Consider the following 11,594-nt stretch of genomic DNA (forward strand, 5'->3'; position numbering starts at 1 on the left):
TTAGGCCGGAGTAGTTTACCTGATGGTATTGGGCTGTCCCAGAAGGCTTATCTCTGCCGGGCCATAAAATGAGCCACTATGTCAGGCCTGATAGAAACCTTCCGCGAATCCACAAACTTACAGTGCAGCTTCCTGGAGAAGCTGCTGGATCTGGATATGCCAAGCGTAGCTGCATTCTCCGAGTCCATGGTGGACTTTCTCAAACCCATCCCGGAGAACAAGTTCGTCTACGGCCTTGCGGCGGGACGATCCGCTCTTGCCCTCTACAGCTTCATGCAACTCATCCAGAACCATTTTGAGAACGTTTTTCCTTTTACCCTGGAGGACCCAGTTCAGAGGCACTACCGCAAGGGAATGAACCTCGGCATTGCCATATCAGGCTCTGGAGAGACGCAGTCAGTAAATAAATATATAAGCGACTTTATCACTCGCGGCGGGGACATCAAGCTCATTACTGCCAATAAAGAGGGAACCGCTTACAAGATGGTGAGCGAGTATGAGAAAGGGGACGTTCTGGTAATCGAAGCCAGGACGAAGCATGCCACGGACAAGGATATGCGTTCCAGGCTCTCTCCTCTTGGCACGGAGTTCGAGCTGGAGGTCTTGGCTTTTTTGAATGCCCTTTTCGCGGATATTCAGTGCCGGCTCAAGGGGATCTGCGATCCTAACTGTCCGGAGTATCGATCCATAATCATGGACCTGATGGAGAATGCCAGCCTCATCTCCCGCATGGATCCTGAGCACCTGGAGAACTGGTTGATCAGGCTCCTTCCCCGCAGCGGAAGATACATAATTGGAGGAGTGGGCAGATCCGGTCTGGTGGCAAGGGCCTTTGAGATGAGGTTCACCCATCTGAACAAGATCAGCTATTGGGAGAGGGATTTCAATACCCCGAGCTTTCAGATAGGCGATGTATACATACCGATAACCGGAACAGGCAACACCTACGAAGCCCTGGAAGGGACGACGTTGGCCCTGAAGAAGGGTGCTGATGTGATGCCCATAACTGCCAATCCTTCATCCAGACAGGTCTCCATCCTGAGCAAGTGCAAAAGGAGCAAGGACATAGCAGTAGTGCCGGTAAAAGAGGAGTACCGCAGTCTCTTCAGCGGTGACACGTCCTCGACCACCTGGCTGATGTCCGATTACACCAAATTCAGGTATCCCATCTTTGAGATCAACGCCTCCATATTCACCAACAGCGTGGTGGCCGTGGGCGCGGAGTTTCTGGGCATAGCAGAGGCCGGCATGAGGCGAATGCACGTCTGAGCCCAAGGGCAATAGCTGTCTCGGCTGCACTTTTTCAAGGATGATGTGATGAAAAAATGACCAGGATAATAGCTCTCTCAGATACCCATCTGATGGAGGATGACAGGCTACCAGAAGCGGTGGTCGCATTAGCAAGCAAGGCGGACATCATCCTTCATGCCGGCGATTTTGTCTCAGTCCAGGCCCATTCCGCCCTTAAGGATCTGGGAAGGCTGGTTGCGGTGAGGGGAAACTCCGACTCGCCCCAACTCAAAAGGCTCCTGCCGAAAAGAGAGGTGATAGAAGTGGAAGGAGTGAAGATAGGCCTCGTGCACATGGCTTCACATGGTTCCGATCTGGTGGGGGCGGAGATGATGGCCAGGGAGATGAACTGTGAGGTTCTGGTATTCGGACATATTCACCGTCCACTCATAGAGAAGGGCAGAAGGCTTCTCATCTGTCCCGGGAGCACCTCCCAGCCCAGGATGTCCGCTCCCTCGGTGGCGGAGCTGATGGTTATTGATGGCACTGTGCAGGGAAGGATCATCCCCCTCGGAAGCCCGGCCTGCAACTATCTGAAGTATGCTGAAAGGCTTGGAAGAGAAGAATCTGAAGAGAAATGAGCAAGTGGCTTCCTAAAACCAAAAAATCTGAAAAAATGTGGCATTATTTATCACATTTAGCAGCTATAAAAAAAGGCAGATGTCACTGCAGCAAATGCAGCCCAAATGTTCCTATCTAATTTGGTGCCTCCTCCTCTTCATCCGGCTTTTCTTTCAGAGTGCTTACGGAAATTCCATGCATTACCAAAAGAAGAAGGACGATCAAATAAAAGTACACATTAATGACCCTGTTCATGGCGATGAATAAGACCAGTGCGGTAGCCATCCACCCCCAGCGGTCTTCAGGATCCATTCTTTGCAGTGCCAGCGAAAAGATGGCGACCATAACGATGCCTTGAACAATTATCATCGAATCCCAGGGAATAAAAAGAGATATCAGATAGGAGAGGTTTACAGAAGGGGTGTCAATATAAAACCAGTTGCCGTACACACCAGCGATGAACTCTTCAGGAGAGCCCAAAAGGAATGGAAGTATGAGGATCAAGGCAATTGCTACTGCTATCAATGAATTCACAAAAGCCTTTTTTATTCCCCATCTCTTAAAGGCTGAAACCACAATAAAAGGAAAAATGACCCAGACGAACTGGTAGGCGGCGAGAGCATATCCAGATGCAATAGAACTCGTCCACCATTTGTTGCTTCTATCGAGGAAAAAGACGATTGAAAGAATGAGAAATAGCACCCCGAGATAGATTTCGTGCCGGTACTGAAGATATGGGGTCAGCAGGAATACCGGAACTAGCAGCATGCTATGATTCCTGGAACCATTAGCCGAATATGCCAGAATAAGCGCAGAAACCAGCATGCTTATCAGGTTTATAAACCGCAGATCCACTCCAGATGCAGCAGCTGGCAGATAGGCCATCCACATTCCGGGCAGATAAGTGAACACCTGATGGGGTGGATGGTAGAGAAGGTCATGGTAAGCATATGGGCTCATCCCTGCCAGGAAGGACTGACATCCCGAGAGGATGAGAGGGAGCATATCTGACCTCTGTGAATGAAGCGGGAATGAGACAATGCTTAAAAGGTATGTTCCAGTATATGCTGCCAGAGCGATAAGAACAAGAAGGCCCTGGGATGCATCCTTAATAAGTAGATATATGAGTGAAGCTCCAATACATGCGAATAAAAAAATAGCAACCGGGATATTTAGATGATAGCCGAAAAGGGCATATCTGATATCCTGCACGATCAGAAGGATAAATGCCATCGCTTCAAAAATCAAGATAATGACCGTCGTTAGCTTGACGGCAGAAATGCGGTTGACGAGGGATAAATGAGCATCTCCAACGATTCCGGGCTTTATAAAAATAATAAAAGCAGCAAAAAATAAGCAAGTATATGGCAATAGGATTATCTGAAAGATAGGTTCCGGGAGCTGATCAGGCAAGGGAAAATACCGGTCGGATTTCACACTTATGAGGAAACCAAGCAATGCGAGAGCCAAAATCCGTATTTTTATTTTTCTCTCTTCATAAGATAATTTCTCGGCATTTTCCTTACCACTATTGAACGCATTCATCTTCGTCTCCGTCACCTTCACAGGCTGCTGATCGGATCGGCATCTGTCCAAATCCAGAAGACCAGCTTTGAACGAGGCGGTTGTAACGCTGATTGATTATTTAAGGGTGATGGAAAAGGAGAGCTGTTTTTATCGACTCTATCATGATATCATGATGTAAATCAGCTTGCCAGGAGAGTTCTCTATATCGACCATAATCGCAATGCTGCTTGCCCTATCCGGCTTCGCGCCATACGTAATTTATGCTTCCTAGGTAATTAAATGTAAATGCAATCAATATTGCCAGAAATTCGGATGCTACATAGTGAATTCCTGCAACTTCCGTAAAAGCAAGCAGCGCGGAAAGGTTAATCAGTATGCCTCCAAATGAGACAGCATGATACCTGGCCATTGCACGAACAATTGCCGTCCCCTCTGGGAAACTGTAATTGAACGTCGCCCTGGTATTCAAGAAAAAGTTCCATATTATGCTTATCTCTATCGCTATCAATGCAGATATGATATAATATATATGAACATAGGCGGTTAGAAGCCAGAGCAAGGTCAGATTAATTACCGCCCCTGTAGCCCCAACGAATGCAAACTTAAAAACAAATCTCCATCGCCCTCTTGCAATCAAATTGTCAAGAATACTTGAAGGAAGGATTCTTAATGCCTGATTCCAGGAATGATCTACGGGCTTGCTTTGCAGGCTTATCCCTTGGATTGATTCCGAGCATTGAGCCAGCAGATTATGTAGGGCGATATGCATTACCATTCCCCTCTTATTCGTCCCAGCTTGAGCTCGAGCAGAAGCTCAAAGATCCTGGCCATCTCCCGGAGGCCGTTCGTATTGAACCCTACCTTTGAAGAGCCCGTTTTCCTCTTATAGAAGGATATGGGGGCTTCCAACACCTTCGCCTTCGATTTATATACAATCTCAATGACTATCTTGAATCCCTTGGGTTTAAGCTCCAGATTATCGAATACATTCTTCTTTGCCACCATAAAACCTGTCATGGGATCCCTTAGATCTACGCCCAGGATCAATCTGGTCAATTGAGCAAAGGCGAGGGTTACTAATTTCCTTCCTAAAGTGTCACTGCACTCTCCACCCTCAATGAGCTTCGATCCGAGGACGATATCATGATTCTCTATCAGCTTGAGCATTTTCTGGAGATCTTCTGGCCGATGAGAGCCGTCGCCATCCATGAGAGCGATTATATTTCCTTTGGATCTGGACAAGCCTTCAACAAAAGCGTTGCCCAAACCATCCGATCTCTGTATCATAACCTCCGCCCCTTTAACCTTTGGCGCGGTGCGGCTCTTGTCTACTATCAGTATTTCGTGGTTTTCCTTAATTGTTGCATTGATATTATCTACAAGCTCTTGAATGGTTGGTTCATCCTTTGTGGGAATTATAATCGAGGTCAACATCTGCCTATCCTTGTCATGAGGTCTATCGCAATTTTTCAGTATCGATCTGCTGATCTTTATAGATCTTTTCACCCTGAACACGATCCAATGGATCGGTCCAAGATCGGGATGACAGAGGCCCAGGCCCCTTCATCCCTTCCTTGTCACCTCCACCTGCAGCACATCAGTAAATGCCTCTGCATTCCCATCCAGGGATGCGACTATGCTCACCTTATACAACCCGGGAGCGACATTGGCATTCCAGATGCCCATGTACCTGCCCCCAGATGTCTGCAGCAGGCTGGTCCTTGTCTCTTCACCGCCATCCGGTGCATATATCACTGCAGTGCACCTCAAAATGCCATCGGAGGAGGACTGGTCGGATGCATTTGTGGAAGAGGCAGAGCTCTGGCCCGCCTTTCTATTCGAGCCGATCTGCACATATCCATCCTTGCGATCCAGGTTGGCAAAGCCCTGGGGAGAGCCAAATCCGCAGGTAGCGCATCCCTTAACCGTCAGCTTCGGTTCCTGGTTGGCGGAGGAATTGGCTGAGGAAGAGCTGTACTGTGATGAGTCTGTCCTCTCCGTCCTCTCATGGAAGGATGCTGTTATGGTCGTCGCCTCTCCTGATCTGACCGGATTGGGCTGGGCAGAGACCTCCGCCAGCTCATAGGGGAACTTGGGCTGGTTTTCCAGCCAGTCCCTCCAGGTGTAGAGCCGGGCATCGTAGCCGGACTCGTTCAGAGCGAACCAGAGCAAAGCGGCCTCAACCCCGATATTGGTGTAAACCACAACCGATCGGTTCTTGTCAAGATCCAGGAAACGCTCTTTCAGCATCTCTTTGGGCATCATGCTATCATTGACCAGCACATTCTCATAGGGTATGTTGATCGCCCCGGGAATTGAGCCCAGCTCATAAGCATTTGCCGGCCTGGCGTCAACTATCTGCGCCCCGCCAGTGACTACATATTCATAGGTGGCAAGAAGCTCTGGCCTTATATGGGGGATATACTCGGCCTTGGACCTGATGGCAGAAGTGTTGCTGATGTTCAATCCCCCAGCCTTCCAGTCCTCGATCGTGCCCTCCAGCACCCTTACCTTCTCATGTCCCAGGTATTTTAGGGCCCAGTAGGTGAAGAACGCCGGCGACGGTCCTCCGCCACAGGGCAGGCACTCCCCGGCGATCAGCAGGGAATCGTTGCTGCTGATGCCCGCATCTCCCAGCAGCCGCGCCATCTCCGATGCCGGCACTATCTCCCCGCCTTCGGAGAAGAAGCGATCGTAATTGAGATTGACAGCGCCCTCGATGTATGCGGTCGCACTGGGGCTGATGTCCAATACAACCTCATCCGAAAAGATCGAATCCGGGGATGCTATCGCCCCGACCAGCTCGCTGCTTCTGCTCAGAGCGGATGCTGTGCTGTTGCTCATGCCGTTGCTGGCGCTATTGTTGCTGCTATTGCCCATATGGGTGGAAGAGGATGAATTCCGACTCCCATTCAGCCCAATCTCTGCTTCAGCAGTCTTTATCTTCAACTCATTATTGTTCATTTCATTCTGCAGGCCATTCTGCTGAACATTTTTCATATCCTCTTCATAGGCAGCCTTCTTTTCCAGCCAGCCGTCCAGATTGGTCCAATCAGGGCAGGTGGGGCAGAACTCCCCAGTCTCTGTGCCTGCGCTGGCCGATCCTGCCAATAGAATAAAAGAGGTGGACAGTATGAACAGCAGAACCGCAATCGCTCCAGAAATGGCCACTGTCCCGCCGGCAGTTGCCGGCCTTTCTCCCTCAGCCGCAAGAGGGACGGAAAGATCAGATTGCAGTCTCATTTAACCCCCCGGACCCATCCACCTCTCGGAGATCTGGCTGTTGATTTGCCATCCAGTCCTGGTAGCTGTAGAGCCGGGCATCGTAGCCCATCATCTCCAGGGCGAACCAGACCACAGAGCCCTTCATCCCGGTATTGGTGAAGACGACCACTGGCTGGTTTTTGTTCAGCACCATGAAGACCATATCCAGCCGGTCCTCGCCGGTGATCTTCTTATCGGCAAGAACGCTCTCATAGGGCATGCTGATCGATCCGGGTATGGTTCCCATGGCAAACTCGGGCGGCGTGCGGGCATCGATGATCTGCACCTGGCCGCTCTTGACCAGATCGAAGGTGGCGGTGTAGTTTGAATTCACCAGAGGGATATACTCCTTCCGAGGAAGCACTTCAGCACTCCCTGAGGTAGCCCCTCCCGCTGTCGCCCAGTCCTCAGCCGTCCCGTCCAGGACTTTTGCTTTCTCATGGCCCAGGCTCTTCATCATCCAGTAGACGTAGGTGGCCACCGATGGTCCTCCGCCGCAGGGCAGGCATTCCCCATAGATGACAACCGAATCCTCTCTGGAGATTCCAGCCTCGCCCAAGATGCTGGCGACCTCATCTGCCTGCTTCAGAATCCCTGGCTGAAGGAAGAACTCCATATAGGGAATGTAAATTGAGCCTTCGATATGGAGGCTCGAGTTCTCGCTCACATCCAGCAGGATATCTGCATCATCTGCATCATCTGCATCATCGACTTCATCCAGCGGCAAGAGCATCTCTCTTGCCTTGAGGCTGCGGGTCATGTTGATCTGCAATTCCTTCAGCTTTAGCGGGGCGGCAATCTGAACATCCTTGGCCTCTTCTGCCTCTGCCTGCGGGACGCTATCGGGCGCCACTGCACTCTCGTTTTCCTCACCTTTTTCATCCTCTGCGCCCTGGGAGGAGTTCATCCCCCAGCGGATCTCCCTGGACTTCTTGGCCCAGTTGGTTCCAGCTGACTGCTGGGTAGCGGTTACATTGCCTATCTCATCCAGCTTGGCCATAGGATCCCAGCCGCCGTTGGAGTCGTCGCACCCCCCTCCTAAAGATGCGCATTCCGCACCGGCAGATGCGCTCTCTATGAGGACCAGGGCCGCCAAAAGCGTCCCGCAGAGAACGCCCATCGTAATCAAAATTGGTCTCAGTTTACTCATCCAATTCACCTCGACTTCAGGCGGCCAGCTCCTCTTTAACCTGCTCTACCACCTTAGAGCACACGTCCTGGTCAATAGAGAGGTCCTGAGTCTTCTCTATGCCCAGCTCAGTCACAATGATCTGTATGGCCGGCTCTATTTCCAGATGCTGCAGGGTCTTGGCAGCGCATTGCACCGGACAGCCATCAATGGATATCATCATTCCTGCTTCCCGTGCCGACTTTACCATTGCCTCGATATGAGCGGCCACTGCCGCCAGGCAGAAGAATCCTGCCACGTCCTCTTTCGACAGATCGACTGCCGCCTGATTAGCGATCTGGCCGACATTGCACGCTCCGGAGCAGGCCACCACCCGCACGTCCGAGGAGCTGCAACTGCACTTTTTTTTCTCGTCCATTGGTGACACCATTATATTTTCCAATTATGCGCATTTATCTCTTGAGCATCCGTTTAAGCTCTTCCACAGTTGCCGTTCTCCCTGTCAAGACCGATTTTCCATCTATATATAGGGCTGGTGTCATCATCACTCCTCGATCCATGATCTCCTGGATGCTGTCCACCTTGATGATCTCTGCATCAGTCCCCGATTCTTCCACTGCCTTCTGTACGTTCTTCAGCAGGCTCTTGCACTTAGCACAACCTGTTCCCATTACCTCGATCTTCACCATCTGATTTCACCGTTGGAGGTTAATTGTTCATTCTCTTGTTGTCTGATTCTCAGCCTCTTCTATTGTCTTCTGCCATCTCGCTCCGAATCCCGGATCTACAATTCCAGTATTTTAGCCAATCGAAAGTGCGAGATGGCTATTCTTATATTAGCTTATCGCAATAACACGATGATAAGATCATCGATCATTTGCAGCCAGAGCTCAAAACACAAGCTCTTTGTTCTCCGCATCATCGGATAGGTTCGGCGCCGCGATCCATTATGCTTGCCAAGTCTTGCTCATCCTCTGAGCTGATTGATGCAGATGCTAGTCGATTATCATGAAACTGGAATCTCGGCACATAAAATATGATCCAAGCCCAAAAAGGAGAGCAACTCGCAATCCCCTACCTTTCAAATATTGGATAATGGTAATACATATATCTGATCAGCTCCATATAGTAATAATGGTATCCTCAGGAGGCAGGATACAACCAATCGGAACTGAGGCTTTAAGAATGTTTTATTGCTGATGCTCAGGATATGGTGCTCAGGATATCATGGGAGAATTGCGGCCTCCGATTGATAGGGGTGAGGAAGATGTCTGAACTATACCGTAAGATGGTAGAAGAGGCCATGGCAGCCCAGCGGGCAGATGTGGAGACGGTCAAGAGAAAGAGAGGGCAGAGCTTTGAGGTAGAGGATGCCAAGGCCTATCTGGATGTAGTGAACAAGATGAAGGCCATTGAAGGCCAGTCCAAATCGGTCATCGCTCTGCATGTGGACTCGGTCAACTCTCATTATGAGGTCATGAAGTCCCTGACCAAGACCATAAGACCGGAGGACGATCCGTTTGTCGAGCATTACCAGACCCCTGCCATCCTCGAAATATTGTGTGAGCAGGACGAGAGCTTCAAAAAGAGCCTTAAGGCCTTCATCGATGGGGTGGGAAGATCAGAGGCTCTGATCGGGCTTGAGGCAGCCCGCAGATATGCAGGATTTTACGGTCCGACCTGTGTGGTGGACTTTGCCCTGATTCCAGGCAGCACGAGCAACGTGGTCAACAGGATCCTGAAGACCATTGATATTCCTGACGTCCATAAGCAGGCAATACTGGCTGCCAAATCCTGGGGCATGAACACCTCCTATGGCATAGGCGAGGTCTTTGCCCAGGAAGCAGAGAAAGGAACCAGTCTGGCAGAAGCGGTAAGAAAGGAGATCGATGAGATCAAGTACATCTACGAGAGTCCCATTGAGGCCCAGGGAAAGCTCATGGATGCCGCAGGCCACCAGTCCTTTGATGTTCGCAAATACATGACCGAGTACAAGAAGAGGATGATGCCCGCGGTCAGGGCGGCGATGAATGAAGGGGTTCACTATGGGAACATCCTCACAATTCCTGCTTATTGTGTGGGGGATATCGCCCATCATATATCCCAGTCCACCTTCAACATGTGCAAGGATGACGTCATAATGGCTGTCATCGAGGCAGTCACTGAGGTCATGGGCTCCACCCTCAATAACTCTCTGGACAGTTTCAAGAACGAGCACCAGCCTCTGAACCTGGCCACTGGTGCCGCCGCTTCCGCAGTCGAGTATATAGCAGAGCTGGACGGCTTCAACGCCATAGGCATAGTGGACCTTCTCACCAAGAGGTTCCATAACTATGTGCAGCTCTATCCCACCAGAGGAGCAGCAGCTGAGCTGCATAACTGCGACTTCATGGATATGATCTACCGGGGATGGAAGGTGCTTGACAAGGCCAGAAGACTGAAGAACGGCCTGGGCGGCAAGCTCGTCCCCAGGATATCGGGCTTCGATGTGGACCTTGAGCCCATTCACAGAAATGAGGTTCTCATGAATCCCCAGCGTTATGCCTATCCGGCCTGCGCCATCACCGTGCGCTTCTCTGCTCTGATGAGGCTGTCTGACTATCCCTGCCTCCTTACCAGCGAGCCGGTGACGGCTACGATGATGACCAACATCATCGCCCTGCATAAGGAGATTCCAGCATCACCCGCCAGGGTATGCAAGAACTGCGCTTCTGCGGCGCTGGTCGACTTCAGGCACTCCTACTGCCAGTACAGAGAAGCAGTATGAGGCAGCATCAAACAGCAAGAAAAGAAGCTTATTGAATTCCAATCAAGGTTGATGGTGGATATATGAAATGCTATCTTTGTGCTCTGGCTCAAAAGGATACTGATGCGGTGGCCATCTGCATACTCTGCGGAATGGGGGTCTGCATGGATCACCTGGTCAGAGAGGAGCTGGAAATTTGGGAGGGAGGCTATCCCTTCCCCTCCAAGAAGATGAAGCGAACGCTGCCCCGTATTCTCTGCAAGCCATGCTATGCTGCATATCATGAGGGATGAACATGTCACTGGCAAAAAGGTCCATTGCCGAGGCGGTCGGGACTTTCATCCTGGTTTACTTCGGGGCAGGCGCAGCAGCGATAACCCTGATGATCTCCCAGGGATCAAGCCCGCCCAACCCATTTAACATAGGCATAGGCACCCTGGGAGGACTGGGGGATTGGTTTGCCATAGGAATGGCTTTTGCCATCGCCATTGCAGCTTCTATATATGCATTGGGCAGGATCTCAGGAGCCCATCTGAACCCAGCTGTGACGATAGCCCTCTTGGCCACGAGGAGATTTTCCCTGGGAGATGCCATTCCTTATATCCTGGCCCAGCTGGTGGGCGCATCCGTCGCCAGTTTCCTGTTTGCCGCCAGCGTGGGCATGGATGCCGTCACAGTAGGTGGTCTGGGAGCCACAGCGCCATTTCCAGGAATCGGATACTGGCAGGCGGTAATGGTGGAGGCCATAGGCACCTTTCTGCTCATGCTGACCATCATGGGAGTGGCTGTGGACAGGCAAGCTCCGCCGGGATTTGCGGGGCTGGTGATCGGCCTGGTGGTAGGGGGGATAATCACCACCATCGGGAACATCACAGGCTCATCTCTCAACCCGGCAAGAACCTTCGGGCCCTACATTGGGGATTACATCCTGGGCGGAAATAGCCTGTGGCATTTCTTCCCTATATACATCATCGGGCCGGTAGCAGGAGCTCTGATCGCCGCCTTCCTGTACGACTATCTCTCGGCAGAATAATTTTTTTTGATATTTTTTTTGCTTATAACGTCGGGGTGTAGGGG

At 50.9% G+C, this 11,594-nt stretch carries 12 protein-coding genes; 5 read left to right on the top strand and 7 right to left on the bottom strand.

Features of this window, described 5'->3' with window-relative positions; genetic code table 11:
- The first annotated feature begins 78 nt into the window (after nucleotides 1-78).
- Together BP822_RS08655 and BP822_RS08660 are read left to right on the top strand one after the other, a co-directional pair.
- The gene (locus BP822_RS08655; RefSeq protein ID WP_013720513.1) at nucleotides 79-1,269 is read left to right on the top strand and encodes a sugar phosphate isomerase; all 1,191 of its coding nucleotides are present in this window, start codon (nucleotides 79-81) and stop codon (nucleotides 1,267-1,269) included.
- Nucleotides 1,270-1,325: 56 nt separating this feature from the next.
- Nucleotides 1,326-1,871, top strand: a complete 546-nt coding sequence (locus tag BP822_RS08660; RefSeq protein WP_273278618.1) for a metallophosphoesterase — start codon at nucleotides 1,326-1,328, stop codon at nucleotides 1,869-1,871.
- Nucleotides 1,872-1,986: 115 nt separating this feature from the next.
- Here BP822_RS08660 and BP822_RS08665 read toward each other — a convergent pair whose 3' ends face one another.
- The 7 genes from BP822_RS08665 to BP822_RS08695 all read right to left on the bottom strand — a co-directional run bounded on the left by BP822_RS08665 (nucleotide 1,987) and on the right by BP822_RS08695 (nucleotide 8,460).
- Nucleotides 1,987-3,396, bottom strand: a complete 1,410-nt coding sequence (locus BP822_RS08665) for a hypothetical protein (RefSeq protein WP_286878136.1) — start codon at nucleotides 3,394-3,396, stop codon at nucleotides 1,987-1,989.
- Between the two features lie 214 nt (nucleotides 3,397-3,610).
- On the bottom strand, nucleotides 3,611-4,153 hold the full coding sequence (locus tag BP822_RS08670) for a GtrA family protein (protein WP_083804735.1): 543 nt from the start codon (nucleotides 4,151-4,153) through the stop codon (nucleotides 3,611-3,613).
- Nucleotides 4,147-4,812, bottom strand: a complete 666-nt coding sequence (locus tag BP822_RS08675) for a glycosyltransferase (RefSeq protein ID WP_048132538.1) — start codon at nucleotides 4,810-4,812, stop codon at nucleotides 4,147-4,149. The genes BP822_RS08670 and BP822_RS08675 overlap by 7 nt, the downstream gene beginning before the upstream one ends.
- A gap of 129 nt (nucleotides 4,813-4,941) precedes the next feature.
- Complete coding sequence (locus BP822_RS08680) at nucleotides 4,942-6,621, bottom strand: sulfurtransferase (protein ID WP_286878138.1); 1,680 nt, start codon at nucleotides 6,619-6,621, stop codon at nucleotides 4,942-4,944.
- Complete coding sequence (locus BP822_RS08685) at nucleotides 6,605-7,792, bottom strand: sulfurtransferase (protein ID WP_273278614.1); 1,188 nt, start codon at nucleotides 7,790-7,792, stop codon at nucleotides 6,605-6,607. The genes BP822_RS08680 and BP822_RS08685 overlap by 17 nt, the downstream gene beginning before the upstream one ends.
- Nucleotides 7,793-7,808: 16 nt before the next feature.
- Nucleotides 7,809-8,189, bottom strand: coding sequence for a putative zinc-binding protein (locus BP822_RS08690; protein ID WP_013720508.1), 381 nt, complete (start codon nucleotides 8,187-8,189; stop codon nucleotides 7,809-7,811).
- Between the two features lie 34 nt (nucleotides 8,190-8,223).
- Entirely contained in the window at nucleotides 8,224-8,460 is a 237-nt protein-coding gene (locus BP822_RS08695) for a thioredoxin family protein (RefSeq protein ID WP_013720507.1), read from the bottom strand.
- A 578-nt stretch (nucleotides 8,461-9,038) separates the two neighbouring features.
- Between BP822_RS08695 and BP822_RS08700 the strand changes: the two genes are divergently transcribed.
- From BP822_RS08700 to BP822_RS08710, 3 genes are all read left to right on the top strand, one after another.
- Entirely contained in the window at nucleotides 9,039-10,538 is a 1,500-nt protein-coding gene (locus BP822_RS08700; RefSeq protein WP_013720506.1) for a DUF2193 domain-containing protein, read from the top strand.
- A gap of 62 nt (nucleotides 10,539-10,600) precedes the next feature.
- Nucleotides 10,601-10,810, top strand: a complete 210-nt coding sequence (locus tag BP822_RS08705; RefSeq protein WP_013720505.1) for a DUF2180 family protein — start codon at nucleotides 10,601-10,603, stop codon at nucleotides 10,808-10,810.
- Nucleotides 10,807-11,550: an MIP family channel protein gene (locus BP822_RS08710; protein WP_157863833.1), complete on the top strand. Its 744-nt coding sequence runs from the start codon at nucleotides 10,807-10,809 to the stop codon at nucleotides 11,548-11,550. The genes BP822_RS08705 and BP822_RS08710 overlap by 4 nt, the downstream gene beginning before the upstream one ends.
- The last annotated feature ends 44 nt before the right edge of the window (nucleotides 11,551-11,594 follow it).

The organism is Methanosaeta sp. UBA458 (assembly GCF_002496085.1).
Classification (GTDB): domain Archaea; phylum Halobacteriota; class Methanosarcinia; order Methanotrichales; family Methanotrichaceae; genus Methanothrix; species Methanothrix soehngenii.

Excerpts from the sequence above, each read along its gene's own strand:
- BP822_RS08670 (WP_083804735.1), bottom strand. The coding sequence starts at position 4,153 with ATGGTAATGCATATCGCCCTACATAATCTGCTGGCTCAATGCTCGGAA.
- BP822_RS08655 (WP_013720513.1), top strand. The coding sequence starts at position 79 with ATGTCAGGCCTGATAGAAACCTTCCGCGAATCCACAAACTTACAGTGC.
- BP822_RS08710 (WP_157863833.1), top strand. The coding sequence starts at position 10,807 with ATGAACATGTCACTGGCAAAAAGGTCCATTGCCGAGGCGGTCGGGACT.
- BP822_RS08660 (WP_273278618.1), top strand. The coding sequence starts at position 1,326 with ATGACCAGGATAATAGCTCTCTCAGATACCCATCTGATGGAGGATGAC.
- BP822_RS08700 (WP_013720506.1), top strand. The coding sequence starts at position 9,039 with ATGTCTGAACTATACCGTAAGATGGTAGAAGAGGCCATGGCAGCCCAG.
- BP822_RS08705 (WP_013720505.1), top strand. The coding sequence starts at position 10,601 with ATGAAATGCTATCTTTGTGCTCTGGCTCAAAAGGATACTGATGCGGTG.
- BP822_RS08675 (WP_048132538.1), bottom strand. The coding sequence starts at position 4,812 with ATGTTGACCTCGATTATAATTCCCACAAAGGATGAACCAACCATTCAA.
- BP822_RS08685 (WP_273278614.1), bottom strand. The coding sequence starts at position 7,792 with ATGAGTAAACTGAGACCAATTTTGATTACGATGGGCGTTCTCTGCGGG.
- BP822_RS08695 (WP_013720507.1), bottom strand. The coding sequence starts at position 8,460 with ATGGTGAAGATCGAGGTAATGGGAACAGGTTGTGCTAAGTGCAAGAGC.
- BP822_RS08680 (WP_286878138.1), bottom strand. The coding sequence starts at position 6,621 with ATGAGACTGCAATCTGATCTTTCCGTCCCTCTTGCGGCTGAGGGAGAA.
- BP822_RS08665 (WP_286878136.1), bottom strand. The coding sequence starts at position 3,396 with ATGAATGCGTTCAATAGTGGTAAGGAAAATGCCGAGAAATTATCTTAT.
- BP822_RS08690 (WP_013720508.1), bottom strand. The coding sequence starts at position 8,189 with ATGGACGAGAAAAAAAAGTGCAGTTGCAGCTCCTCGGACGTGCGGGTG.